The organism is Arthrobacter antibioticus, from assembly GCF_030063205.1.
Lineage (GTDB): Bacteria > Actinomycetota > Actinomycetes > Actinomycetales > Micrococcaceae > Specibacter.
In genome coordinates, this window is sequence record NZ_JASISQ010000001.1 from 104,375 (window position 1) to 129,286 (window position 24,912).

The following is a 24,912-nucleotide window of genomic DNA, read 5'->3' on the forward strand; positions in this document are numbered from 1 at the left end:
AGTTATGAGCAGAGTGCCAACTGATAATTTGCACTAAGCCACAGGAGGATGCGTGCTGCTGAAACTGATTGCCCGCAATCTGGCCCCGCACAAGGGTCCGTTAATTGCCATTGTGCTGCTGCAGTTCCTCTCAACTCTGGGTACGTTGTATCTGCCTACGCTGAACGCCGACATCATTGATGACGGGGTGGTCAAAGGCAATATCGATGTCATCTGGAGTTTGGGCCAGTGGATGCTGCTGATCACCGCTGGCCAAATTGTTTGTGCAATCACAGCTACTTTTCTCAGCGCACGGCTTGCTATGGGAGTAGGACGGCAGATCCGCCGTGACCTCTTCAACAAGGTGGAGACGTTCTCCTCCCAAGAGGTTGGCACCATTGGCGCGCCCTCATTGATCACTCGCACCACCAACGATGTCCAGCAGGTCCAGATGCTCACATTGATGTCGTTCACCTTGATGGTGACAGCGCCCATTATGAGCATTGGTGGCGTGATCCTAGCCATGGCGCAGGACGTCCCCCTCTCGGCTCTGCTGCTTGTTATCCTGCCGGTGCTGATCGTCGCCATAGGGTTGCTTGTGCGGGTTCTTGTCCCCACGTTCCGAAGGGTCCAACGACAGCTCGATGACATCAATGGTGTACTGCGCGAGCAGATCACGGGCATCAGTGTCATCCGGGCCTTTGGCCGCAGAGACTATGAAGCTGCACGTTTCGCCACGGCTAATGGGGCTCTGACTGCCTCGCAATTGCGCGCAGGACGGCTCATGGCATTGATGTTTCCCATCATCTTTTTCGTTGTCAATGTCACTAGCGTTGGTGTGCTGTGGTTTGGTGGGCAGCGTATTGACTCCGGTGAGATGCAAATTGGTGCGCTGACAGCGTTCCTTAGCTACATTATGCAAATACTCATGGCCGTAATGATGGCCATGTTTATGTTCATGATGATCCCCCGCGCTGCCGTCAGCGCCGAACGCATTTGTGAAGTCCTGGACACTGACTCAAGCGTGATTGACGCACCCAACGCCATCAGTGTGGCCAAGCTCGACGCCGTACTGCACGTCCGCGACGCTGCTTTCCGTTATCCCGGAGCTAAAGACCCCGTTCTTTCCGGAGTCACCTTTAGTGCAGCTCCGGGAACCACCACGGCGATCATCGGGTCAACTGGAAGCGGCAAATCAACACTTGTGAACCTGATCCCCAGGCTGCTGGATACCACCCATGGTGAGATCGAGTTGGGCGGGTACAACATCAGGGAAGTTACTCTGGCTGGGCTGCGCGGATCCATCGGCCTGGTACCCCAGAAGGCATACCTGTTTACGGGGACAGTTGCCAGCAACCTGCGGATGGGCAATCCCGACGCCACAGATGAGCAATTGTGGGCGGCATTGGCCACCGCACAGGCAGCCGGATTTGTTCGCGCAATGCCGGGGGGACTGGACGCCCCCATAGGTCAAGGGGGATCCAACGTTTCTGGTGGTCAGCGTCAGCGACTTTGCATTGCTCGGGCGATCATGGCAGCGCCCTCTGTGTATTTATTTGACGACAGTTTTTCCGCCCTTGACTATGCCACCGACGCAAAGCTGCGGGCGGCACTGAAACCAATCACTCGCCAGGCCGCTGTGCTGGTGGTAGCTCAACGGGTGGGCACAATCCAAGACGCTGACAATATCCTAGTGCTGGATGAAGGACGCCTTGTGGGGCAAGGCACGCACGAGCAACTGCTCATTTCGTGCCCCACCTACCAAGAGATTGTCACCTCCCAACTCAGCACAGGTCACGAACCGCGTGCCGCAGGGGATCAGGCCACAGAAGAGCAGGCCACAGGGGATCAGGCCACAGAAGAGCAGGAGAGCCCGGCATGAGCATGATGAGGGGACGCGGTGGGCCTCCGCAGAAAAAGGCACTGAACTTTGGACCCAGTATTAAGCGGATTCTGCTGCTCATGGCTCCGGATAAAGTGCGCATAGCATTTGTCCTTCTTATGGCCGCCATTTCGGTGAGCCTATCGGTGCTGGCACCAAAAATATTGGGCAACGCCACGGACATCATTTTTGACGGAGTTGTGGGCAAGATGCTCCAACAGTTCCCGGCAGGGACCACAAAAGACCAGGCCATGGCAGCACTGCGAGCCAGCGGCAAGGGCCAACTAGCTGACATGTTGGCGGCCATGAATGTGGTGCCCGGGCAGGGCCTAGATCTAAGTGCGTTGGGCACCATCTTGCTCATGGTTCTTGCCTTGTATGTTGCAGCCTTCTTCTTCAACTGGTCACAGGGATACATGACAACAGGCATTGTCCAACGTGCCATGTACCGTTTGCGTAAAGGAATTGAGGAAAAACTCGACAGATTGCCCATGTCGCACTTTCAAGAAGAATCCCGCGGCGATGTCCTTTCCCGCGTGACGAACGACATCGACAACTTCGGCCAGACCCTGAATCAGACGCTGACACAGATCCTCATCGCTGTGCTTACTGTCCTTGGTGTGTTGGGCATGATGTTCTCCATCTCCCCACTGCTGGCAGTGATCTCCTTGCTGACACTGCCCATAGTTGCTGTGATCACTTTCCTTATTGCCCGGAAATCACAGGTCCAATTTGCTGCCCAGTGGAAGAGTACCGGGGACTTGAACGGTCATGTTGAGGAAATGTTCACTGGCCATGAGATTGTGAAGGCGTTTGGCCAACAGGAGGCCGCCATTGAAAAGTTCAGAGTCTCCAACGATTACCTGTATGAATCAAGCGCCAAAGCGCAGTTCATTTCGGGAATAATCATGCCAAGCACCAACTTTGTCGCCAACCTGAACTACGTAGTGATCGCGGTCCTTGGTGGCATTCAGGTGGCTCAAGGTGTCATCACCATTGGAAGTGTGCAGGCGTTCATCCAGTACTCGCGGCAGTTCAGCCAACCCATGGCACAGCTGGCCAGCATGATCAATCTGCTCCAATCCGGGGTGGCGTCGGCCGAGCGGGTCTTTGAACTGCTGGATGCACGGGAGCAGCGTCCCGACCATGTCCCATCGGCCGTCCTGGGAACTACTGCGGGGCGGGTCGTTTTCGAGCATGTGAACTTTGGCTACAAGGCTGATGAGCCGCTGATTAAGGATCTTACTTTTATTGCCGAACCGGGGGAGACGGTGGCAATTGTCGGACCAACAGGCGCCGGCAAGACAACGTTGGTGAACCTGCTCATGCGTTTCTATGAGATTGATTCCGGCACCATCACAGTTGATGGCGTCAACACAGCCGAGCTAACGCGCGATGACTTACGCAGCCAATTCGGGATGGTGCTCCAAGACGCGTGGCTCTTTATTGGCACTATCCGGGACAACCTTGCTTACGGCAAGCTGGATGCTTCCGAGGCACAGATCATTGAGGCGGCAGAGGCCACCCACGTTGATCACTTTGTGCGGTCCCTTCCCGATGGTTATGACACGGTGTTAACTGACGACGGCGGTGGGCTCAGCCAGGGGCAGCGCCAGCTGATGACAATAGCAAGGGCGTGGATCTCTAATCCCGGAATATTGATCCTCGATGAGGCTACAAGCTCCGTGGACACACGCACAGAAGTTATGATCCGCCAGGCCATGAACAGGCTGCGAGCAAACCGCACAAGCTTCGTTATAGCGCACAGGCTCTCTACAATCCGGGATGCAGACATGATTCTTGTCATGGACCACGGGGAAATCGTTGAGCAAGGCAACCACGAAGAACTGTTGGCCAGCAAGGGTTTCTACTACGATCTCTATATGAGCCAGTTCGGCGATCCGTTGGTGGAAGAGGTGAATCAGGTATGAGCTCCATGGAAATTCTTATGCGCCGCTGGCACCTTGATACGGAGTCCAGCGTGCCACCCTTTGAACAGGTCCGGCTGAGAATACTGGATCTTGCCTCCTCCGGAGAGTTAAGCGTGGGAAGTAAACTACCCCCCGTGCGGGCGTTGGCTAACGATCTTGGCGTAGCGGCAAATACGGTGGCCCGGGCGTATCGTGAACTTGAGCAGGCGGGGATTGTTGTGACCGCCGGACGCAGCGGCACCGCCATAGCTTCCGGTGGAGACAAGATTGCCGCTCAAGTGGCTGCAGCCGCAGACTCCTTCGCCGCCGTCGTGCGGGATTTAGGCGTGCCCCAAGCTCAAGCCCTACGGATAGTCAGCGCAGCGTTGGACAACAGCTGACAGCGGACACCCGGAATCGTTTGAAGGCAATGCGGACGCATATTCGAACGAACTTTCGATTATACTTACCAATGAACGCAGCGCGCGGCTTACCAGCTGCGCTCAATTGCTACGTCGTAGTCAACTAAGGGGCAGGTTCTGCTGACTCGGCGTCGACGTAGCAAAAAGTGATGTGAAGGAAACAATGGCTCAGTACGTATCACCCGAATTTGATGTGCCACGCCCAGACTTGTCGCGTCTTGTTGTAAAGGGCGCCCGCGAACATAATCTGCGCAACGTCGATCTAGACTTGCCCCGTGATGCAATGATTGTGTTCACAGGCTTGTCGGGCTCCGGCAAATCTTCCTTGGCATTCGACACCATCTTCGCCGAGGGCCAGCGCCGCTACGTTGAATCGTTGTCAGCCTATGCGCGGCAGTTCCTGGGCCAGGTGGATAAACCCGATGTTGATTTCATTGAGGGACTCTCCCCGGCGGTATCTATCGACCAGAAATCGACTTCCAAGAACCCTCGCTCAACTGTGGGAACTATCACCGAGATCTACGATTACATGCGCTTGTTGTGGGCTCGGGTGGGAACCCCCCACTGCCCCGTATGCGGGGAGCCCATCGCCAAGCAGACACCGCAGCAAATTGTTGATCAGCTGCTTGAAATGCCTGAGGGCACCCGATTTCAGGTATTGGCTCCCGTGGTGCGGGACCGCAAAGGCGAGTTCGTTGACCTGTTCAAGGAGCTCACGGCCAAGGGCTACTCCCGTGCAAGGGTCGATGGTGAGCAAATCCAGCTCAGCGATCCACCCAAGCTTAAGAAGACGTACAAGCACACCATCGAGGTGGTGGTTGACCGTCTGGTGGTCAAGGACGGCATTCAACAGCGCTTGACTGACTCCGTAGAAACCGCCCTCGGGCTGGCCGATGGCCGTGTCCTAGCGGATTTAGTGGACTTGGACGAGACCGACTCCGGACGCATCCGTTCTTTCTCGGAGAACCTCGCCTGCCCCAATGAGCACCCGCTGGCCATCGATGAAATCGAGCCCCGATCATTCTCCTTCAACAATCCCTTCGGTGCCTGCACCGCGTGCAGCGGCATTGGCACAAGACTTGAAGTTGACGAAGAACTCGTTGTTCCGAATCCGTTCTTGTCGTTGCGTGAAGGCGCCATTGCACCGTGGTCATTGGGTACGGCGACCACTGAATACTGGAACAGGTTACTTGAAGGACTCTCCGCGGAGTTGGACTTCGCCATGGATACGCCGTGGAACAAGTTGGACACCGATTCCCGCACGGCAATTTTGTACGGCAAAGATCATAAAGTTGTGGTCCAGTACAAAAACCGTTTTGGTCGTGAACGTAAATACAGCACAGGCTTCGAAGGAGCTGTCCAGTACATCCAGCGAAAGCATGTTGAAACGGAATCAGACTCCGCTCGGGATCGCTACGAAGAGTACATGCGCCAGATTCCCTGCCCTGCCTGTGGCGGAGCACGCTTGAACCCTGCATCACTGTCGGTGCTGATCAACGGCAAGTCCATTGCGCAAGTGTGTGCCATGTCAATGCGTGACTGCTTTGAGTTCCTCTCAACCTTGGAATTAAGTGAGCGAGAGGCAACGATTGCCAGCCAGGTGCTAAAGGAAATTCAGGCCCGCCTGAAGTTCCTTCTGGACGTTGGTCTGGAGTACCTCAACCTTGAGCGTGCCTCAGCAACACTGTCAGGTGGAGAGGCTCAGCGTATCCGTCTTGCCACTCAGATTGGCTCCGGACTTGTCGGTGTGCTGTACGTCCTGGACGAACCATCCATCGGACTGCATCAGCGTGACAACCGCCGGCTCATTGGTACCCTGACACGATTGCGGGATCTGGGCAACACACTCATTGTGGTGGAACATGATGAAGACACCATCAAGGAAGCCGACTGGATTGTCGACATTGGTCCAGGTGCGGGTGAACACGGTGGCGAAGTAGTCCACTCGGGCTCTCTAGAAGGACTGCTGGCTAATACCCGATCCTTGACAGGTGATTACCTCTCCGGACGCAAAAGCATAGCTCTGCCCGCTAAGCGTCGAAAATATGACAAAAAACGCGAGTTGGCTGTGGTGGGTGCACGGGAAAACAACTTGCTTAACATTGATGTGAAATTCCCTCTCGGTGTACTGACAGCTGTGACAGGCGTCAGTGGTTCGGGTAAGTCGACCCTTGTCAATGAGATTCTTTACAAAGTCTTGGCAAACAAGCTCAACGGTGCCAAGCAGGTTGCGGGGCGTCATCTGCGCGTTGACGGCCTTGAGCATCTCGACAAGGTGGTGCACGTGGACCAGAGCCCCATTGGCCGCACCCCGCGCTCGAACCCCGCCACATACACAGGTGTTTTTGACAATATCCGGAAGCTCTTCGCTGAGACCAACGAGTCCAAAATGCGGGGGTACCAGCCCGGACGCTTCTCCTTCAACGTCAAGGGTGGGCGTTGCGAAGCTTGCTCCGGCGACGGCACACTGAAGATTGAGATGAATTTCCTGCCAGACGTCTACGTACCCTGCGAGGTCTGCAACGGTGCTCGCTATAACCGCGAGACTCTTGAGGTGCACTACAAGGGCAAATCCATCGCTGACGTGTTGAACATGCCCATCGAGGAGGGCGCTGAATTCTTCGCTGCGTTCACCCCTATTGCCCGTCACCTGCGCACCCTGGTCGATGTCGGACTAGGCTACGTCAGGTTGGGTCAGGCATCAACGACGCTTTCCGGTGGCGAAGCGCAGCGCGTGAAACTTGCTGCGGAACTCCAGAAGCGTTCCAATGGGCGCAGTATCTATGTGCTGGATGAGCCCACCACCGGCCTGCACTTTGAGGATATTCGTAAGCTGCTGCTGGTTCTCCAAGGACTGGTTGACAAGGGCAATACAGTCATCGTCATTGAACATAACCTGGATGTCATTAAGAGTGCCGACTGGGTTGTTGACCTTGGACCGGACGGTGGCACGGGAGGTGGGCGTGTTATCGCCACAGGCACCCCCGAAAAGGTTGCCAAAAGCACTGAAAGTTACACGGCTGACTTCCTGCGCGAAGTACTAGCCCCTTAGTCATCTCGAGTTGCCATATATGGTGTCCACAGCGGAGTATGCGTGACCATATGTGGCAACTCGCGGCAAGAAGATTTCCCCTGACGGCACTCTGATATATGCAGATGGTGGTATGGATGGGGAAGACTAGACCCTTGTCGTGAGAAACTATGGACGTGACTACCGCTCTTCCAGCCATAAACCATGACGGTCCCCGAACCGCAGTCCTCTTCGATCTGGACGGGACTCTCGTTGACCCCGCTGGCGGCATCACCGGGGGCATTAAACATGCCTTAGAGGTCATGGACCTGCCAGTACCTGATGAGGAAACGCTCAGCGGGATGGTAGGGCCAAAACTCGCCGATGGACTTGTCAGTATCATCGGTGTTCCGCCGAACCGAGTTGATGGCGTTATAGCGGAGTACAGGCAGTGGTACCGGGAGCGGGGTATGGCAATGTCTGTCCTTTATCCCGGGATCAAGGAGCTGCTGGCGCAGCTAAAGTCCGACGGCGTTTTATTGGCAGTTGCTACGCAGAAGCCCGAGCCCCTGGCGAAAGTTCTTTTGGCTCACCACGGGGTTGCCGATTTTTTCCACGCTATCTGTGGCTCACACGCCGACGAAACGCTGAGTCCTGGCGACCCCGAGTACCGCGCTGGCAAGGCCGAGATTATTGCCGCCGCCGTGCGGAAGCTGGCCGTTACCTCAGAAACCGCCATCATGGTGGGGGACAGGCACCAAGATGTTCTGGGGGCGCGAAGCAATGCGCTTACCTGCATCGGAGTGGCGTGGGGATTCGCCGCTGAAGGTGAGCTGGCAGCGGCTGGTGCAGCCGCCGTCGTCCATTCAGCTAAAGAACTGGCGCTGGTACTCGCCGGAGCTCCGGTACGTGGGGAGGACAACCATGGCGTTCTATGACGTGACCCGCGTGCTGACCCGCGGTACTATTGGCGCGTTTTGCCGTCCAACTGTGGAAGGAATAGAAAACGTCCCCACAGAGGGGCCCTTCATCGTGGCACCTAACCACCTGTCATTTTTCGACTCTGTCATTGTGCAGGCATTGACTCCACGCCCCGTCTCCTTCTTCGCCAAAGCCGAATACTTCACGGGCAAAGGCATCAAGGGCAAACTAATGAAAACGTTCTTCGAGTCCGTGCACTCTATCCCCGTTGAACGTGGAGAACAGGCCGCCAGCGTTCAAGCGTTGAAGACCCTTCTGGAGATCCTTGGCCGCGACGAAGCGGTAGGGATCTACCCTGAAGGCACGCGTTCCCGTGATGGTGCGCTTTACCGTGGCCGCACCGGGGTTGGCTGGTTGGCACTCACAACGGGAGCACCGGTTGTTCCCGTTGGCATGATCGGTACGGAGAAGCTGCAGCCTGCTGGCAAGAAAACCGTCACCCCAGCAACGTTTACCCTCCGCTTTGGGAAGCCGCTGTACTTCGAGAAGACCGGTCCGAGCCACTCCCTGCCTGCCAGACGGCACGCCACAGACACCATCATGGATGCCATTGCTGAACTAACAGGGCAAAAACGTAGCACCAAATACAACCAAAGCCCCAGCACCGAGTAGCTCCCAGTCGCAGCGGCCACAGCCATTTGTGCCGTGCAGTTGCGCATCACCATAGAATGGAACTGTGGCAGATCCAGCAAGCTACCGGCCGAAGCCGGGCGAAATTCCCACGGACCCCGGCGTTTACAGGTTCCGTGACGAACATGGGCGCATTATCTATGTTGGCAAGGCAAAGAATCTCCGATCTCGGCTGAACTCCTATTTTGCCAATCCTGCCTCGCTCCTGCCCAAAACGTATGCGATGGTCCATCACGCGGCAAGCGTGCAATGGACGATTGTTGGCAGTGAGCTTGAAGCGCTCCAGCTTGAATACACGTGGATCAAAGAATTCACGCCCCGCTACAACCTTGCATTCAGGGACGATAAAAGTTACCCCTACCTTGCCGTGTCCATGAGCGAGAAGTTCCCCCGGGTCCAGGTCATGCGCGGGGAACGCCGCAAAGGTACCAAGTACTTTGGCCCGTACACCGCCGGGGCCATCCGCGAGACCATGGACACGCTACTACGGGTATTCCCTGTTCGCAGTTGCAGTGTGGGTGTGCTGCGCCGTGCAGAGCGCAGCGGCCGGCCGTGTCTGCTGGGCTACATAGACAAATGTGCGGCGCCATGTGTGGGGCGCATCAGTATTGAGGAGCATAAGGACCTGGCCCAGGATTTTTGCGACTTCATGGGCGGTGAGGCCAAACGATTTATTGTCACGCTTGAAAAGAGAATGAGCGCCGCAGTCGCTGAACTTGATTATGAGCAGGCGGCCCGGGTGCGGGATGACATCATCGCTTTGCGGAAAGTATTCGAGCGTAACGCCGTGGTACTGACAGAAGACACCAACGCTGACATTTTCGCCGTGGAGCAGGATGATCTTGAAGCAGCCGTGCAGGTGTTTCACGTCCGTGGCGGCAGGATCCGGGGCCAGCGCGGCTGGGTTGTGGAGAAGGTGGAGGACGCCTCTGACGCCGAATTGTGGGAGCACCTTATGCAGCAGGTATATGGTGGCGAAGAGTCGCAATCAGACGCGATTCCCCGGCAAATCCTGGTACCGGAACTCCCTGCAAACCACGAATATCTCTCCCAGTGGCTTGCGGGATTGCGCCAAGGCAGTGTTTCCATCAAGGTGCCCCAACGCGGTGAGAAAGCGGCGCTGATGGATACAGTTCAAGCTAATGCGCGCCAATCCATGATCCTGCATAAGTCCCGCCGCGCAGGTGACCTGACTACCCGGTCATTGGCTCTGCAAGAACTCCAGGAAGCTCTTGATCTGCCCATGCCGCTACTGCGCATTGAGTGCTACGACATTTCGCATGTGCAAGGAACCAACGTGGTTGCTTCCATGGTTGTCGTGGAGGATGGGCTGGCGAAGAAAAGCGAATACCGCAAATTCGCCATCACCGGTGATGCTGCCATAGATGACACCGCGTCCATGTACGACGTCATCACTAGACGCTTCCGGAATTACTTGAACGAGAAAGAGGCCCGGGCGCAAACCGTGAGCTTAAGCGGTGAAATTGTTGCTCGGCCCGCCTTGATCACTGCGGGCAATGGTGTTGGTACTGACGTTGTTGGCACTGATGTTGATGCTGAGCCCACCGAACTGCCGAAATCTAAGTTCGCCTACCCGCCCAACTTGGTAGTGGTCGACGGCGGTGTACCCCAAGTTAACGCTGCCGCGCGGGCCCTAGCGGATCTTGGCATTGACGACGTAGCAGTAGTCGGCCTGGCGAAACGGTTGGAAGAGGTATGGGTGCCCGAAAGTGACTTCCCGGTGATCCTTCCACGATCCTCGGAAGGGCTGTATCTGCTCCAACGCATCCGTGATGAAGCCCACCGTTTTGCTATTACTTTCCATCGGGCCAAAAGAGGCAAAGCGATGATTGCCTCGGTTCTTGACACTGTCCCTGGTCTGGGAGCCGCAAAACAAAAGACCCTTCTGGCTCATTTTGGTTCTCTCAAGAAGGTTCGGGCCGCGACAGTGGCAGAGCTAGAGCAGGCCAAAGGTGTGGGTCCGGTTTTGGCCCAGGCTATTTACGAGAGCCTGCATGGTCCGGCCCAGACCCCAGACGGCGAGGACCCGCCCATTTCGGAGGCCGCCCCGGCCATCAATATGACCACGGGCGAGATTCTTGACTAGTTCCCTCCCCACAACCCGCTTCGCGCGTTCGGGGCCCCACGGCCGCTAGCGCCCAGCACCCTCCCCACAACCCGCTTCGCGCGTTCGGGGCCCCACGGCCGCTAGCGCCCAGCACCCTCCCCACAACCCGCTTCGCGCGTTCGGGGCCCCACGGCCGCTAGGCTTAGACCGTAGACGTTGTGGGGGCCAAGGACGCCCCCGAGTCCAAGCCAGCAACTGACAGGGAAACGCAATGACAGAACAGCAAGAACCCACCAACTCAAGCAACGACGCGTTGACCCCTATCAAGCCGGTCGAAGCCGAACTGCTGGTGGTCACCGGTATGTCTGGGGCGGGCCGCAGCACGGCCGCTAACGCCTTGGAAGACCATGGCTGGTATGTCATTGAGAACCTCCCACCACAGATGCTCGGTACTCTCGCTGAGCTGGTTTCACGCATGCCGGCTGCACTGCCCAAGCTGGCTGTAGTGGTTGATGTCAGGGGCAAGGCACTGTTTGCCGATATCCGTGAGTCTCTCAATGCTCTCTCCGCCGCGGGGGTGGCCTACCGGGTACTTTTCCTTGACGCCAGTGATGACACTCTTGTTCGCCGTTTCGAGCAGGGGAGACGTCCGCACCCGCTGCAACAGGACGGGCGTATCCTTGACGGCATCGCCGCCGAACGCTTGCTGCTGGCTGAAATGAAGAGCCAAGCCGAGATGGTCCTTGACACTTCAACCATGAACGTCCACCAGCTCGGCACCGCCGTAACCGAACTCTTCTCAGAATCCGGTCCCGTAGTGCTCAGCCTGACGATCATGAGTTTTGGCTTCAAGTACGGGTTGCCAGTAGATGCAAACTACGTGGCAGACGTTCGTTTTATTCCCAACCCGCACTGGATCCCCCTGCTCAGACCATTAACGGGACAGGACGAAGCCGTCAGTAACTTTGTGCTTAACGACAACGGCGCGGCCGACTTCGTTGACCGCTATGTCCATGCCCTGGAACCGGTTTTGGACGGTTACCGTCGGGAAAACAAGCATTATGCAACTATTGCTGTTGGCTGCACCGGCGGCAAACACCGTTCTGTTGCCGTCGCCATTGAACTGGCCAAACGATTGAGTCAGTTACCGCGGGTCACCACCAGCATTCGGCACCGGGACTTGGGCCGGGAGTAGTCGTGTATACCGGAATTCTGCCGATCGTTCCGACGGCCTCTAAACTAACCAGCCCTGAGGCGGAGCTCCGCGTTGCCGCCCTCGGTGGAGGGCACGGTCTCGCCGCTTCGCTCTCGGCCCTGCGCCTGCTCACAGGCAATGTCACAGCCGTTGTCACGGTTGCGGACGACGGCGGCTCATCCGGCCGTCTGCGCGAGGAGTTGGGTGTCTTACCGCCCGGGGACCTGCGCATGGCCCTCTCAGCACTGTGTGATGACACCGATTGGGGCAGGACCTGGCGCGACGTCATGCAACATCGCTTCACCTCCCGCGAAGGTGTCACAGGTTCGTTGGACAATCATGCGCTGGGTAATCTCCTCATTGTCACGCTGTGGGAGCTACTCGGCGATACGGTAGCTGGTCTGCGCTGGGCCGGGGCTTTGCTCGGTGCGCGCGGGGAAGTGCTGCCGATGGCGAGCATCCCACTGACAATTGAAGGCAATGTCAAAAATAACGGCACCCCGGGTCTGCTGATCAGGGGCCAGTCGTTACTGGCCAAGGCTGGGGAACTTGAAAATGTGCGGCTGGTTCCTGAAAATGCGCCGGCGTGCGCTGAGGCGGTTGCAGCCATCCACAACGCGGACTGGGTAGTCCTTGGACCAGGCTCGTGGTACACCTCGGTGCTGCCTCACCTGCTCCTGCCACAAATGCGAGAAGCACTGTGCACGACAAAAGCTAAACGGCTGCTTACTATGAACCTAGATGTGAACGATCTGGAGGCGACTGGCATGAATGCCGCAGATCACTTACATGTAATTTCCCGTTATGCTCCAGAATTCACAGTGGACGTCGTGTTGGCCGATCCGCAGTCGATTGCCGATGTTGGTGAATTCACAAAAGCGGCCGCAATGATTGGTGCAGAGGTGGTGTTCGGTATGGTTGGAACTTCCGGCGGGCCCCCCGTCCATGACCCGCTGCGGCTGGCAGCGGCATACCGGGATATTTTTGGGGACCACTAACGTACGTGAGAGTGAAGGCTGAAACATGGCGCTGACAGCAGCCGTAAAAGAGGAATTGTCCAGACTTGATGTCAAGAAGTCCTCGGTGCGTAAGGCTGAGGTATCGGCGCTGCTCCGTTTTGCCGGAGGGCTGCACATCATTTCCGGCCGCATTGTGATTGAAGCTGAGGTCGATGCAGCAGCAACAGCTAGGCGTCTGCGGGCGGCAATCGCTGAAATGTACGGACACCAAAGTGAGATCGTTGTTGTTTCCGGGGGCGGCTTACGACGCGGCAGCCGGTACGTTGTGCGCGTGGTTCGCGATGGTGAAGCACTGGCCCGCCAGAGTGGACTCTTAGATGGCCGTGGACGTCCTGTCCGCGGACTGCCTTCGGCCGTTGTCAACGGTTCGACGGCGGACGCCGAGGCAGTATGGCGTGGCGCTTTCTTAGCTCACGGCTCATTGACCGAACCGGGCCGTTCCTCAGCTTTGGAGGTCACCTGCCCGGGCCCCGAAGCGGCACTAGCCCTGGTGGGAGCGGCCCGGCGTCTGGATATCGCCGCCAAAGCTCGTGATGTACGCGGCGTTGACAGAGTTGTCATCCGTGATGGTGACACCATTGCCGCACTGCTTGTGCGCATGGGAGCCCACGACACTTTCCTTGTGTGGGAAGAACGCCGCATGCGCAAGGAAGTGCGCGCAACAGCAAACCGACTGGCAAATTTTGATGACGCAAATCTGCGTCGTTCGGCACAGGCGGCTGTCGCCGCCGGTGCAAGGGTGGAGCGTGCCCTTGAGATCCTTGGCGAGGACGTGCCAGACCACCTCAAATATGCGGGCGCGTTACGCGTTGCGCATAAGCAGGCCAGTCTGGATGAGCTCGGGCGGTTGGCCGATCCACCCCTCACCAAGGACGCTATCGCCGGGCGCATCCGCCGGCTGCTGGCCATGGCAGATAAGAAAGCCAAAGATATGGGCATACCTGGGACTGAGTCGAGTATCACTTTCGACATGCTCGATGGCTAAAGTGCCTAGTATGGAAGTATAGAGAAGAAGAACCGCCAGAAACGGTGGCTTTTCCTTGCCGGATATCCACTGCCGGCAACAACACAGAAGAATCGCAATGGAGGAACCGTGACCAAGTACACACTTCCAGAACTCAGCTATGACTATGCTGCTCTGGAGCCCAATATTTCCGCCCGCATCATGGAATTGCACCACGGCAAGCACCACGCGGCCTATGTTGCTGGTGCAAACACCGCACTGGAGCAGCTCGCCGAAGCACGCGAAAGCAACAACTTCGCTAACGTTGCCAAGTACTCCAAGGACTTGGCATTCAACTTGGGTGGGCACACAAACCACTCAATCTTCTGGAACAACCTTTCCCCCGAAGGCGGCGACAAGCCAGAAGGTGAATTGGCTGCAGCCATTGACGATGCTTTTGGTTCCTTTGACGCTTTCCGTGCACATTTCACGGCAGCAGCCATGGGTATCCAGGGCTCCGGCTGGGCGTTACTTTCCTTTGAAGGCCTCGGCGGCAATATCATCATTGAGCAGATGTTCGATCAGCAGGGCAACATTCCTGTAGCAACCACGCCGTTGCTCATGCTCGACATGTGGGAGCACGCTTTCTACCTTGACTACGTCAACGTAAAGGCTGACTACGTCAAGGCTTTTTGGAACATCGTCAACTGGGCTGACGTCGCCAAGCGCTTCGCCGCGGCCCAGGCAAACGCTACCTCGCTGATCCTGCCTTAACCAGCAGCTCCAGCAGATCAAATAAGAGAGTTCTCGCAAGAGTACTTGTTTGACCAGCATATGGACGCCCGCCCCGTGGAATTTCCGGGGCGGGCACCTTGGAACGTAATATAGATCACGGCGCTTTCTTCTCGAACTGCGCCCATGCAAGAATCTCTGCCCAACGTCGTGCGGGAAACAATGGTTGAAGGTGACCTTCAACTTGACTACGTGTGTTCGTCAGAACACAAAGGAGAGAACTAAGTGACTACTCGTATTGGTATTAACGGGTTCGGCCGCATTGGCCGCAACTACTTCCGCGCAGCTTTGGCTCAGGGAGCTGACATTGAGATTGTGGCTGTCAACGACCTCACCAGCCCTGAGGCACTGGCACACCTGCTCAAGTATGACTCCGTGAACGGACGGCTGTCCGTTTCAGTTGAAGTTGTAGATGGCCACCTTGTGGTTGACGGCAAGACCATCACTGTCTTGGCAGAGCGCGATCCCGCAAACCTGCCCTGGGGCAAGTTGGGTGTTGACATTGTCATCGAATCCACAGGTTTCTTCACTAAGGCTGCCGACGCTCAGAAGCACATTGATGCCGGCGCCAAGAAGGTTCTAATCTCCGCTCCCGCCTCGGATGAGGACATCACAGTGGTTTTGGGCGTCAACGACGACCTATATGACCCGGCGACGCACCACATCATCTCCAACGCATCCTGCACCACGAACTGCTTGGGCCCGCTAGCTAAGGTATTGAACGATAACTTCGGTCTGGAACGCGGTCTGATGACCACCATCCATGCCTACACCGCCGATCAGAACCTGCAAGATGGCCCGCACAAGGACCTCCGCCGTGCCCGTGCTGCAGCGATCAACATGATCCCCACCTCAACCGGTGCTGCTAAGGCTATTGGTCTTGTCCTGCCAGAGCTCAAGGGCAAGCTGGACGGCTTCGCCATCCGCGTTCCGGTCCCGACGGGTTCCGCCACAGATTTGACCGCCACAGTGAGCCGTGAGGTCACTGTTGAAGAAGTCAACGCCGCTTACAAGGCTGCAGCTGCCGAGGGCAAGTTGGCTGGTTACCTGACCTACACCGAAGACCCGATCGTTTCCTCTGACATTGTCGGGGACCCGGCGTCGTCCATCTTCGATTCGGGCCTCACCAAGGTTATTGGCAACCAGGTCAAGGTTGTTTCCTGGTACGACAACGAGTGGGGCTACTCCAACCGTTTGGTCGACTTGACCGAGCTCGTAGCTTCGAAGCTCTAAGGACTAAATAATGACACTTCACACCCTCAGCGAGCTCATCGATGAAGGTGTCCGCGGGCGGTACGTTCTTGTCAGAAGTGACCTGAACGTGCCGCTCGACGGCTCTAACGTCAGTGATGATGGACGCATCAAAGCATCCCTGCCCGTCATTACTGCACTGGCCGACGCCGGTGCCCGTGTCCTCGTGGCCGCCCACCTGGGGCGTCCCAAGGGAGCCCCTGAAGCCAAGTACTCCCTGGCTCCGGCGGTTGCACGGCTGGCAGAGTTGGCACCCGGGCTGCATGCAACCCTCGCCGCTGACACGACCGGACCAGCCGCGAAAGCAGCTGCGGCGTCTTTGGTGGACGGTTCAGTGGTGGTGTTGGAGAACGTGCGCTTTGATGCGCGCGAAACATCCAAAGACGACGCCGACCGGGCGGCTTTCGCCGCAGAGCTCGCTGCCTTGACCGGTACGAACGGCGCCTACGTGGATGATGCTTTTGGCGCTGTGCACCGTAAACATGCAAGCGTCTATGACATTGCCAAAGCGTTGCCGTCCTACCAGGGTGACCTGGTGCGCACGGAATTGGAGGTGTTGCGCAAGCTCACCACCGAATCCGAACGCCCCTATGTTGTAGTTCTGGGTGGGTCTAAGGTCTCGGACAAACTAGCCGTCATTGATAATTTGATCGGTAAGGCGGATTCCATCCTGGTCGGTGGTGGCATGTTGTTCACCTTTCTGGCCGCCCAAGGCTACAAAGTAGGCGCATCGTTGCTTGAAAGCGATCAGATCCCTGTTGTACAGGATTACTTGGCTCGTGCCGAGGCTGCTGGTACCCGTTTTGTGCTTCCCACAGACGTTGTTGTAGCAGCGAGTTTTTCTGGCGATGCAGCCCATGAGGTTGTTGCCGCAGACGTCATGGAAGATAGTAGTTTTGGTGCAACGGGCCTCGGCCTTGATATTGGTCCGCTTTCCGGTGCGGCTTTTGCCGAGGCGATAGCAGGAGCAAAAACAGTGTTCTGGAACGGCCCGATGGGTGTCTTTGAGTTCGCCGCTTTTGCCGAAGGTACCCGGACTGTTGCCGGAGCCCTCAGTGCAAACAGCAGCAACGGTGGCTTCACTGTAGTTGGTGGCGGTGACTCAGCTTCGGCGGTAAGATCGCTGGGCTTTGCCGATGAGGCATTTGGTCATATTTCAACCGGTGGAGGTGCAAGTCTTGAGTACCTTGAAGGCAAGGAACTGCCTGGCTTGAGCGCGCTAGACCGCTAAGTGCCCAAGGTGGCGGCAGGGAAATCCTGCCGCCACCTTTTTGCCGGGTTTCCAGTGCCGGATTCTCCGCAGAAAGATATTCAGCTTTGATTTGAAACAGCATTGCCTCACGTGATGCAAGAAAAGAGAGAACGATGACAACATCGACCAACGGCAGTTTTGACCGGACACCGCTGATTGCAGGAAACTGGAAGATGAACATGGACCATGTCCAGGGCATCACCTTGCTGCAGAAACTCGCATGGACACTCTCCGATGCCCGCCACGACTTCGGCCGGGTGGAAGTTGCTGTCTTCCCACCCTTCACTGATCTGCGTGGTGTGCAAACACTCGTCCAGGGCGACAAGCTCAAGCTGGTCTATGGTGGCCAGGATCTTTCCGATCAAGATTCAGGTGCCTACACAGGCGATATCTCTGGTGCGTTCCTGAACAAACTCGGCTGTGCTTTCGTCTTAGTGGGACACAGCGAACGCCGCAGCATTCATGGTGAGAGCGATGAGCTGCTCAACGCCAAGGTCAAAGCTGCATACCGCAACGAAGTGACACCTGTGCTGTGTGCAGGTGAAGGCCTGGAAATCCGCAAGGCTGGAACCCATGTTGAGCACACCCTCGAACAGGTGCGTGGTGGCGTTGCAGGGTTAACGCCCGAGCAGGCAGCCACTCTCGTCATTGCCTACGAACCCGTCTGGGCCATTGGAACGGGCGAAGTTGCCGGGCCAGAAGACGCTCAAGAGATGTGTGCGGCAATTCGGGCTGAGCTGGCTGAACTCTTTGATACCGAGACAGCAGCAAAAACCCGTTTGCTCTACGGTGGTTCGGTAAAGTCAAGCAACGTTGGGGCCATCATGGCCGAACGCGACGTAGATGGTGTTCTTGTCGGTGGCGCTAGCTTGGACGCGGGCGAATTCGCCAGCATCGCACGTTTCGAAAATCACCTGGTCACCAAGTAGCTTCATTGAAGTCTCTGGCCGTGTCCATTGGTCATGTACCGCCGTGGCCGACTAGACTTGACTGCGGACCTGCCTGCAACTGAACGCTGCGGCAATGTCTCGAACGCAAACACTTATTTACCATGCTGAAAGGCCACTCGTGGAAACACTTCAAATCGCCCTGCAGATCCTTCTGGGTGTCACCAGCTTGCTGCTGACCTTGTTGATCTTGCTGCATAAGGGCCGTGGTGGCGGTCTTTCCGACATGTTTGGTGGCGGCATGAGCTCCAACCTTGGCTCATCCGGTGTGGCAGAACGGAACCTGAACCGATTCACAGTGGTTCTAGGCATTGTCTGGGGTGCTGTCATCATCGGCTTGGGCCTGATCATGTCATACGGCAACATCGGCGTCTAAGCAGTACGTTGTTTCCAGAATAAAGAAGTGGCCCGTCAAGCTTTCGCTTGGTGGGCCACTTCTTTAGTGGGGCTCTACCTCGGTAAAAAGTGGTTATCGTTCCCGACGCAAGAGCTCTGTAGGAACTTTTGCGGCTGCAGCCTCGTCAAGGAGCCACATTGTCTTATTGATGCCCCGCGCGCCGGAGGCCGGCACTTGGACCGCACTGGCACCTGCAAGTCCCAGGCCCACTGCCGCAGCCTTGTCAGCCCCTGCAGCAACAATCCAGATTTCTTGTGCAGAATTGATGGTTTCCAGTGTCAGTGAAACGCGCGACGGCGGCGGCTTAGGTGAGTTCAATACCCCCACCACAGGCACGCCGGTTGTCCGGATGCCAGCCATCTCGGGGAAGAGCGACGCGATATGGGCGTCCGGGCCAAGTCCCAGCAGGAGCACATCAAAGCGTGGAACCGGCGGTGCTTCTGTGCCGGACGTCTCGTCGTCGTTCTCCCATTCCGTACGGCCCGCGTGCGCTAGTTCGCGAGCGTAATTCGCAACGGCGTCCTCAAGACTGGCGACTGTGTCTGAGGCCGCCATGACGTGAACGCGTTGCGGATCAACGGCAATGTGGTTGAGCAAAGCCTCCGCAGCTTGCACATAGTTGCGATCAGGTGAGTCTGTGTCCACGAACCTGTCATCACCGAACCAAAAGTTAACTTTATTCCAATCCACCGCCAAGTGAGCCGGGGATTTCGCAACCTCGGCCAGGGTCGCGATGCCAACGCTGCCCCCGGTCAACACAACCGTGGCCTCTCCGCGTTCACTTTGAACATCCAGCAAGCGGGTTATCAGCCGAGCAGCTGTTGTGGCGGCTAGTACGTCAAAGGACGGGTGCGGAGTGATGCGGACATTGGGACTCATGACTGAACAACCTCTTCTTCTGCCAACAGTTTTTTCAAACCTTCGGTGACTACTTCACCAAATACTTCATCAGGATCAAGTCGGCGCAGTTCTTCAGCCAAACAATCCTGCAGGGAACGTCGTGGCAAAGAAATTTGCTGCTCAGGCTGATCCGGCTGAGTCAGGGTTGCCTCCATGGCGCCGGGGCGAGTCAGCGTAACAGTGCCCTTTTCTCGTTCCATGACGACCGTGCGGATACCCGTACCCCGTGGGCCGTGCACAACCGTAATGGGCACGTTCAGCGCCCGATGCAGCCATGCTGCCAGCAGCAAAGTACTGGGGGAGTCGCTCGCTCCCTCAACTCTAAGAGCGGTGATGGGGTCATCGCCGTCGTACTCTTCCAAAGCCGCGGCCAGCTGGATACGCCAGTTGGTCAAACGCGTCCATGCCAGATCCGTGTCACCAGCGGCGTAAGTGCTGCCAATGCGGATAAGTGCTTCCTTGGGATCGTGTGCATTACGCGAGTCGGTGATCCGGCGATGAGCTATCCGGCCAATAGGAGAGGTGCTGGGTGACTCGGGGGCCTCATTGGGCCACCAGGCTACGATCGGGGCATCGGGGAGCAGAAGCGCAGATATGACTGATTCGCTCTCTACAGCCAGCTCTCCGAACCCTCGCAGCACTATCACCTCGGAGGCCCCAGCGTCACCGCCAACACGAATCTCGCCGTCTAAGCGGGTTTCCTCCGTGTCTGAACCTGAAGCCAACACAATAATTCTGCAGGGGTGTTCCCGGCTAGCCAGGTTGGCTGCTGTGATTGCTTCTTCTTCGGAACCATTTCGGGTAATCACCACAAGGGTTAGAACACGTCCCAGCGTGACAACGCCACCCTGCTCGCGCATCTTAACTATCTTTTTGGTGATTTGGGAAGTGGTGGTGTTAGGCAGTTCAACAATCATGGTCGTCGCCACGTCCTTCCGTCTTGCTTTAACAACTCTTCAGCTGAAGAAGGGCCCCAGCTGCCGGGTTCATAACTTTCAGGTTGCATACCTTCGGCTGCCCAATACTCCTCGAACGGGTCAAGGATCTTCCAGGACAGCTCCACTTCCTGGTGTCGCGGAAACAGTGGGGGTTCACCCAGCAGTACATCCAGAATCAACCGTTCATACGCTTCCGGACTTGACTCGGTAAATGCGTGTCCATAACCGAAATCCATGGTGACATCACGAACTTCCATTTGAGTCCCAGGAACTTTCGAGCCGAAGCGAATAGTGACACCCTCATCAGGCTGGACCCGGATAACGACTGCGTTCTGTCCGAAGTCATCCTCTTCGTGATCTGTAAAGAGGAGGTTGGGTGCGCGCTTGAAAACAACCGCAATTTCGGTCACACGCCTACCCAGGCGTTTACCCGTACGCAAGTAGAAAGGCACCCCCGCCCAACGGCGAGTATGAATATCAAGACGAATTGCGGCAAATGTCTCAGTGGTGGAATCGGCAGGAATTCCTTCCTCATCCAAGTAACCAAGCACTTCCTCCCCGCCCTGCCAACCGCCTGAGAATTGGCCGCGAGCTGAGTGCTTAGATAGATCCTGGGGCAACTTCACCGCAGCCAGCACCTTTTCCTTTTCAGCCCGCAAATGCTCGGCGTTGAAGGAAATGGGCTCTTCCATGGCTGTTAGCGCCAAAAGTTGTAAGAGGTGGTTTTGAATGACGTCGCGTGCCGCGCCAACGCCATCGTAGTAACCTGCTCGTCCACCTGTGCCGATATCCTCGGCCATGGTGATCTGCACGTGATCAACGTAGTTGGAATTCCATAGCGGCTCAAAGAACTGGTTGGCAAAGCGCAGCGCCAAAATGTTTTGAACGGTTTCCTTGCCCAGGTAGTGGTCAATCCTGAATACGGAGTCTGGTGGAAAAACTGACTCCACAATGTCATTCAGAGCCCTGGCTGACTCTAAGTTGTGACCAAAGGGCTTCTCAATAACAACCCGGCGCCAGTTTCCCTCCCCTGATTGTGCCAAACCATGCTCTGAGAGCTGACGGCACACAAGTTCAAAGGCCTTGGGAGGAATCGAGAGATAGAATGCGTGATTGCCGCGCGTCCCTCGCTTTTCGTCAAGTTCAGCCAGGGTGGTCTTCAACCGCTCAAAAGCATCGTCGTCATCAAATTCCCCCTCGACAAAGCGGATTCCTTCGCTGAGCTGATTCCAAACCACTTCATCAAAGGGCGTGCGGCAGTTTGCTTGAACCGATTCTTTGACTTCGGCGGCAAAATCCTCTGCACTCCATGCTCGTCGGGCGAAGCCAACAAGAGCAAAACTCGGTGGCAGTAACCCGCGGTTTGCGAGGTCATACACTGCGGGCATGAGTTTTTTGCGTGACAAATCTCCCGTCACGCCGAAGAGAACCAGCGAAGATGGGCCCGCTACCCGGGACAGCCGCCGATCGCGGCTGTCCCGAAGCGGGTTTTCATTTTGTGTTGTGTCAGAAGTCGGCATCTGTTGAGCGGCAGCCTTATCCGTTGGAGTGGCGGCCAGCAAGCGTAGCCACCACGGCCTTGAGTTGAGTAACGCCAGCAGCTGTGTCCGTGAAATGCAGGCGCAGTACGGGGCGTCCTTGATCGGCAAGCACAGCGGCGTCGCCAGCAGCCTGGGCGCTGATGAGCTCCCCAAAGCTGAACGGCCGCTCCGGGATAGCCAGGTCCGGCTCTGCAGTTCCAGTAACTTGAAGGAACACCCCTATTGCCGGGCCACCCTTGTGGAACTGTCCGGTGGAGTGCAGGAATCTCGGCCCCCAGCCAAAGGTGACGGGACGGGAGGTAAGCTCTGCCAGCTCGTTACGGACTTGTGCCAACGGTGCATGCGAGAGCCTGTCAAGGTAGACCTGCACGCTGAGGTATCCGTCAGTGGACAGTGTGCCTACCAAAGCAGTAAGTGCTTCTGCCAGTGATGTTGCCCCACTAAGCCAGCCGGCGTCGCTGTTAGCCGTGCGCACCTCAATGGCACCATCGGTGAACAGAGCCGGTGTTGTTTCCGGTGTTGAATCCAGTAGGCCGCGAGCAGCAGTCTTGGCTGCCTCAACATCAGGCTGATCATAAGGGTTGATATCCAGCAGACGGCCGGCCACTACCGTGGCAAACTCCCACACCATCATCTGTGCACCAAGATCGCCGGCGATGCTCACTTCATTCTCGCGAAGCTCTACATCCGCATCTCCGGATACCAGACGCACAACGAGTACATCAGCGGCGCCAGAGGTGACCTCAGGGGAGTTCACCTCTGCTACTACCGGCAACACACCGGTGCCGAGCTTACCTGTGGACTCGGCGATGAGCTGCTCAGCCCAGTCGGGGAATCCAACCAGGGCCGAATTTTCATCAACAATGACTATTTTGTTACGTAGCGGCGAGGTACCCCCCAGTGCGGCCCCGAGGCGCAGCCCCACGTTGTCAACGTCGTCATCGCGCAGCATTTCGGCTGCTTCCTCCGCCGAGTCAAGCAGCGCAGCAATATCCACGCCTGCCAGGCCCGAGGGAACCAGTCCGAACGCTGTCAGTGCCGAGTATCGGCCGCCTACATGGGGGTCTGCGTTGAAGACCTTGCGGTAGCCGGCTTTCCGCGCAGATTCATCGAGGGGTGAGCCGGGGTCTGTCACGATAATGATCCGTGACTTAGCGTCAATGCCTGCCTCGTTAAACTGCTGCTCAAAGATCCGCCGTTGTGAGTCCGTTTCCAAGGTGGAGCCGGACTTCGAAGACACAACAATAGCTGTGGTTTCCAGACGGTCACTAACAGCTGCCCTGACCTGTTCTGGGTTTGTACTGTCGAGGACGCTCAGTTCAACACCAGCTGTCGCTGTGATGACCTCGGGCGCCAAGGACGAGCCTCCCATGCCGCACAAAACAATGTGGTTGATGCCCTCGGCGTGCAGCTCATCACGTAGGGCAATGATCTCGGTCACTAAGGGTCGAGAAATTTCTGCTGCCTCTACCCAACCAAGGCGGATGGCTGATTCGGCTTCAGCCTCGGGCCCCCACAACGTCGCATCCTTTTCGAAAATCCGTGATGCGACCTGATCTGCCACAAGCGTCATCAGGTGAGCGGCTCCGGCAGCTTGTGCGGCTCCTGTGGCCGCAAATGCCAGTGATGTCATGGTCTCAGCCTTCCGCGCCTGCTGCATCGAGTGCATCCTGGACGTGGTGAAGTAGGTCTTTCCAACTTGCAACAAACTTCTCTAGTCCCTCGGTCTCCAGCAGGTTCACAACCTCTGCGTAGGAGATGCCCAACCCATCAAGCTTGTTCAGCAGTGCGTTGGCTTCTCCATACGTTCCGGTGATGGTGTCACCGCTGACTACACCGTGGTCGTAGGTAGCATCCAGGGTTTTTTCCGGCATGGTGTTGACAACGTTCGCAGCAACCAGTTCAGTGACGTACAGCGTGTCCGGGTAGTCGGGGTTTTTTACACCTGTGGAGGCCCACAAGGGACGCTGGGGGAGCGCTCCGGCATCGGCGAGCAATGCCCAACGCTCCGAGGTGAACACCTCTTCAAAGATTTGGTATGCCAGACGGGCGTTGGCCAAGCCGGCTTTGCCCTTCAAGGCTGCGGCCTCATCGGTACCGATGGCATCAAGTCTGCTGTCAATTTCTGAGTCCACGCGTGAAACGAAGAAGGACGCAACTGAGTGGATATCAGCCAGGTTGTGCCCGTTGGCCTTAGCCTGCTCAAGTCCGCTAATGAAAGCGTTGACTACGGCGCGGTAACGCTCAAGCGAGAAGATCAAGGTGACATTGACGCTGATACCCTCGGCCAGGGTAGCCGTGATGGCCTCAAGACCTTCAAGCGTGGCCGGAATCTTGATATAGACGTTCTTCTTGTTCACCTTCGCGTACAGGCGCTTAGCTTCAGCGATGGTTCCGTCCGTGTCCCACGCTTTGCGGGGATCAACTTCAATGGAGACACGGCCGTCAACTCCCTTGGTGGCGGCGGCAACTGGCGCGAAGAGATCGCAGCCGTCGGCAACATCTGAGGTGGTTATTTCAAAGACAGCGTCTTCGGCAGTAATGCCGGCGGCAGAAAATTTCTTCAGCTCGGACTTGTAGTCATCGCTCTTGGTGATGGCTGCTTCGAAAATACTGGGGTTGGTGGTGACGCCAACAACGTTTTTTTCTTCGATGAGCTTAGCCAGGCTGCCACTGTTGAGGCGAAGGCGGGAAAGATCGTCAAGCCAGATGGAGACACCTGCGGCGGAAAGTGCGGCGGTGGGTGTTGTATTAGTCATTTTGCTACTTCCTTGGGATTGCGGCCCTGCAGCTCTGAACAATGCCTCGATCAGCACTGCTTATTCAGATAGTGCTTATTTAGATAGCGCTAATTT

At 56.9% G+C, this 24,912-nt stretch carries 20 protein-coding genes; 15 read left to right on the forward strand and 5 right to left on the reverse strand.

Annotated elements, in window-relative coordinates:
• Positions 1 to 52: 52 nt before the first annotated feature.
• From QMG40_RS00460 to secG, 15 genes are all read left to right on the forward strand, one after another.
• On the forward strand, positions 53 to 1,861 hold the full coding sequence (locus tag QMG40_RS00460) for an ABC transporter ATP-binding protein (protein ID WP_283526782.1): 1,809 nt from the start codon (positions 53 to 55) through the stop codon (positions 1,859 to 1,861).
• Complete coding sequence (locus QMG40_RS00465; RefSeq protein ID WP_283526784.1) at positions 1,858 to 3,792, forward strand: ABC transporter ATP-binding protein; 1,935 nt, start codon at positions 1,858 to 1,860, stop codon at positions 3,790 to 3,792. The genes QMG40_RS00460 and QMG40_RS00465 overlap by 4 nt, the downstream gene beginning before the upstream one ends.
• Complete coding sequence (locus QMG40_RS00470) at positions 3,789 to 4,172, forward strand: GntR family transcriptional regulator (protein ID WP_283526786.1); 384 nt, start codon at positions 3,789 to 3,791, stop codon at positions 4,170 to 4,172. The genes QMG40_RS00465 and QMG40_RS00470 overlap by 4 nt, the downstream gene beginning before the upstream one ends.
• Positions 4,173 to 4,356: 184 nt before the next feature.
• Positions 4,357 to 7,245, forward strand: coding sequence for an excinuclease ABC subunit UvrA (uvrA, locus tag QMG40_RS00475; RefSeq protein ID WP_283526789.1), 2,889 nt, complete (start codon positions 4,357 to 4,359; stop codon positions 7,243 to 7,245).
• Between the two features lie 155 nt (positions 7,246 to 7,400).
• Complete coding sequence (locus QMG40_RS00480; RefSeq protein ID WP_283526791.1) at positions 7,401 to 8,141, forward strand: HAD hydrolase-like protein; 741 nt, start codon at positions 7,401 to 7,403, stop codon at positions 8,139 to 8,141.
• Complete coding sequence (locus QMG40_RS00485; protein ID WP_283526793.1) at positions 8,128 to 8,796, forward strand: lysophospholipid acyltransferase family protein; 669 nt, start codon at positions 8,128 to 8,130, stop codon at positions 8,794 to 8,796. The genes QMG40_RS00480 and QMG40_RS00485 overlap by 14 nt, the downstream gene beginning before the upstream one ends.
• Before the next feature lie 64 nt (positions 8,797 to 8,860).
• Positions 8,861 to 10,921 (forward strand): excinuclease ABC subunit UvrC, encoded by a 2,061-nt coding sequence (uvrC, locus tag QMG40_RS00490; RefSeq protein WP_283526795.1) that lies wholly within the window; start codon positions 8,861 to 8,863, stop codon positions 10,919 to 10,921.
• Positions 10,922 to 11,153: 232 nt separating this feature from the next.
• Positions 11,154 to 12,077: an RNase adapter RapZ gene (rapZ, locus tag QMG40_RS00495; RefSeq protein ID WP_283526797.1), complete on the forward strand. Its 924-nt coding sequence runs from the start codon at positions 11,154 to 11,156 to the stop codon at positions 12,075 to 12,077.
• Between the two features lie 2 nt (positions 12,078 to 12,079).
• Complete coding sequence (locus QMG40_RS00500; RefSeq protein ID WP_459252935.1) at positions 12,080 to 13,075, forward strand: gluconeogenesis factor YvcK family protein; 996 nt, start codon at positions 12,080 to 12,082, stop codon at positions 13,073 to 13,075.
• A 25-nt stretch (positions 13,076 to 13,100) separates the two neighbouring features.
• Positions 13,101 to 14,081 (forward strand): DNA-binding protein WhiA, encoded by a 981-nt coding sequence (gene whiA / locus QMG40_RS00505; RefSeq protein WP_283526799.1) that lies wholly within the window; start codon positions 13,101 to 13,103, stop codon positions 14,079 to 14,081.
• Positions 14,082 to 14,189: 108 nt separating this feature from the next.
• Complete coding sequence (locus QMG40_RS00510) at positions 14,190 to 14,813, forward strand: superoxide dismutase (RefSeq protein WP_283526801.1); 624 nt, start codon at positions 14,190 to 14,192, stop codon at positions 14,811 to 14,813.
• Between the two features lie 243 nt (positions 14,814 to 15,056).
• A complete protein-coding gene (gene gap, locus QMG40_RS00515; RefSeq protein WP_283526803.1) occupies positions 15,057 to 16,064 on the forward strand; it encodes a type I glyceraldehyde-3-phosphate dehydrogenase in 1,008 nt (335 codons plus the stop codon).
• A 10-nt stretch (positions 16,065 to 16,074) separates the two neighbouring features.
• Positions 16,075 to 17,313 carry a phosphoglycerate kinase gene (locus QMG40_RS00520; RefSeq protein WP_283526806.1) on the forward strand — a complete coding sequence of 413 codons (1,239 nt, stop codon included), beginning with the start codon at positions 16,075 to 16,077 and terminating at the stop codon, positions 17,311 to 17,313.
• 134 nt (positions 17,314 to 17,447) lie between these two features.
• The gene (gene tpiA / locus QMG40_RS00525) at positions 17,448 to 18,263 is read left to right on the forward strand and encodes a triose-phosphate isomerase (protein WP_283526808.1); all 816 of its coding nucleotides are present in this window, start codon (positions 17,448 to 17,450) and stop codon (positions 18,261 to 18,263) included.
• 94 nt (positions 18,264 to 18,357) lie between these two features.
• Positions 18,358 to 18,657, forward strand: a complete 300-nt coding sequence (secG, locus tag QMG40_RS00530) for a preprotein translocase subunit SecG (RefSeq protein ID WP_459252936.1) — start codon at positions 18,358 to 18,360, stop codon at positions 18,655 to 18,657.
• Between the two features lie 93 nt (positions 18,658 to 18,750).
• Here the strand turns inward: secG and pgl are convergent, their stop codons facing one another.
• From pgl to tal, 5 genes are read right to left on the reverse strand one after another with little or no spacing between them, the layout of a single operon-like run.
• Positions 18,751 to 19,557 carry a 6-phosphogluconolactonase gene (gene pgl, locus QMG40_RS00535; protein WP_283526810.1) on the reverse strand — a complete coding sequence of 269 codons (807 nt, stop codon included), beginning with the start codon at positions 19,555 to 19,557 and terminating at the stop codon, positions 18,751 to 18,753.
• Positions 19,554 to 20,495, reverse strand: coding sequence for a glucose-6-phosphate dehydrogenase assembly protein OpcA (locus QMG40_RS00540; RefSeq protein ID WP_283526812.1), 942 nt, complete (start codon positions 20,493 to 20,495; stop codon positions 19,554 to 19,556). Before QMG40_RS00540 ends, pgl begins: the two co-directional genes overlap by 4 nt.
• Positions 20,492 to 22,036 carry a glucose-6-phosphate dehydrogenase gene (gene zwf, locus QMG40_RS00545; RefSeq protein WP_283526814.1) on the reverse strand — a complete coding sequence of 515 codons (1,545 nt, stop codon included), beginning with the start codon at positions 22,034 to 22,036 and terminating at the stop codon, positions 20,492 to 20,494. The genes QMG40_RS00540 and zwf overlap by 4 nt, the downstream gene beginning before the upstream one ends.
• Positions 22,037 to 22,052: 16 nt before the next feature.
• Positions 22,053 to 23,690 carry a glucose-6-phosphate isomerase gene (locus QMG40_RS00550; protein WP_283526817.1) on the reverse strand — a complete coding sequence of 546 codons (1,638 nt, stop codon included), beginning with the start codon at positions 23,688 to 23,690 and terminating at the stop codon, positions 22,053 to 22,055.
• A gap of 4 nt (positions 23,691 to 23,694) precedes the next feature.
• Complete coding sequence (gene tal, locus QMG40_RS00555) at positions 23,695 to 24,816, reverse strand: transaldolase (protein WP_283526819.1); 1,122 nt, start codon at positions 24,814 to 24,816, stop codon at positions 23,695 to 23,697.
• Between the last annotated feature and the right edge of the window lie 96 nt (positions 24,817 to 24,912).

Bases quoted from the DNA above. Each gene is read 5' to 3' on its own strand.
- tal (WP_283526819.1), bottom strand. From the start codon at position 24,816: ATGACTAATACAACACCCACCGCCGCACTTTCCGCCGCAGGTGTCTCC.
- secG (WP_459252936.1), top strand. From the start codon at position 18,358: ATGTCTCGAACGCAAACACTTATTTACCATGCTGAAAGGCCACTCGTG.
- whiA (WP_283526799.1), top strand. From the start codon at position 13,101: ATGGCGCTGACAGCAGCCGTAAAAGAGGAATTGTCCAGACTTGATGTC.
- rapZ (WP_283526797.1), top strand. From the start codon at position 11,154: ATGACAGAACAGCAAGAACCCACCAACTCAAGCAACGACGCGTTGACC.
- QMG40_RS00540 (WP_283526812.1), bottom strand. From the start codon at position 20,495: ATGATTGTTGAACTGCCTAACACCACCACTTCCCAAATCACCAAAAAG.
- QMG40_RS00550 (WP_283526817.1), bottom strand. From the start codon at position 23,690: ATGACATCACTGGCATTTGCGGCCACAGGAGCCGCACAAGCTGCCGGA.
- QMG40_RS00465 (WP_283526784.1), top strand. From the start codon at position 1,858: ATGAGCATGATGAGGGGACGCGGTGGGCCTCCGCAGAAAAAGGCACTG.
- uvrA (WP_283526789.1), top strand. From the start codon at position 4,357: ATGGCTCAGTACGTATCACCCGAATTTGATGTGCCACGCCCAGACTTG.
- zwf (WP_283526814.1), bottom strand. From the start codon at position 22,036: ATGCCGACTTCTGACACAACACAAAATGAAAACCCGCTTCGGGACAGC.
- QMG40_RS00470 (WP_283526786.1), top strand. From the start codon at position 3,789: ATGAGCTCCATGGAAATTCTTATGCGCCGCTGGCACCTTGATACGGAG.
- QMG40_RS00485 (WP_283526793.1), top strand. From the start codon at position 8,128: ATGGCGTTCTATGACGTGACCCGCGTGCTGACCCGCGGTACTATTGGC.
- pgl (WP_283526810.1), bottom strand. From the start codon at position 19,557: ATGAGTCCCAATGTCCGCATCACTCCGCACCCGTCCTTTGACGTACTA.
- QMG40_RS00520 (WP_283526806.1), top strand. From the start codon at position 16,075: ATGACACTTCACACCCTCAGCGAGCTCATCGATGAAGGTGTCCGCGGG.
- tpiA (WP_283526808.1), top strand. From the start codon at position 17,448: ATGACAACATCGACCAACGGCAGTTTTGACCGGACACCGCTGATTGCA.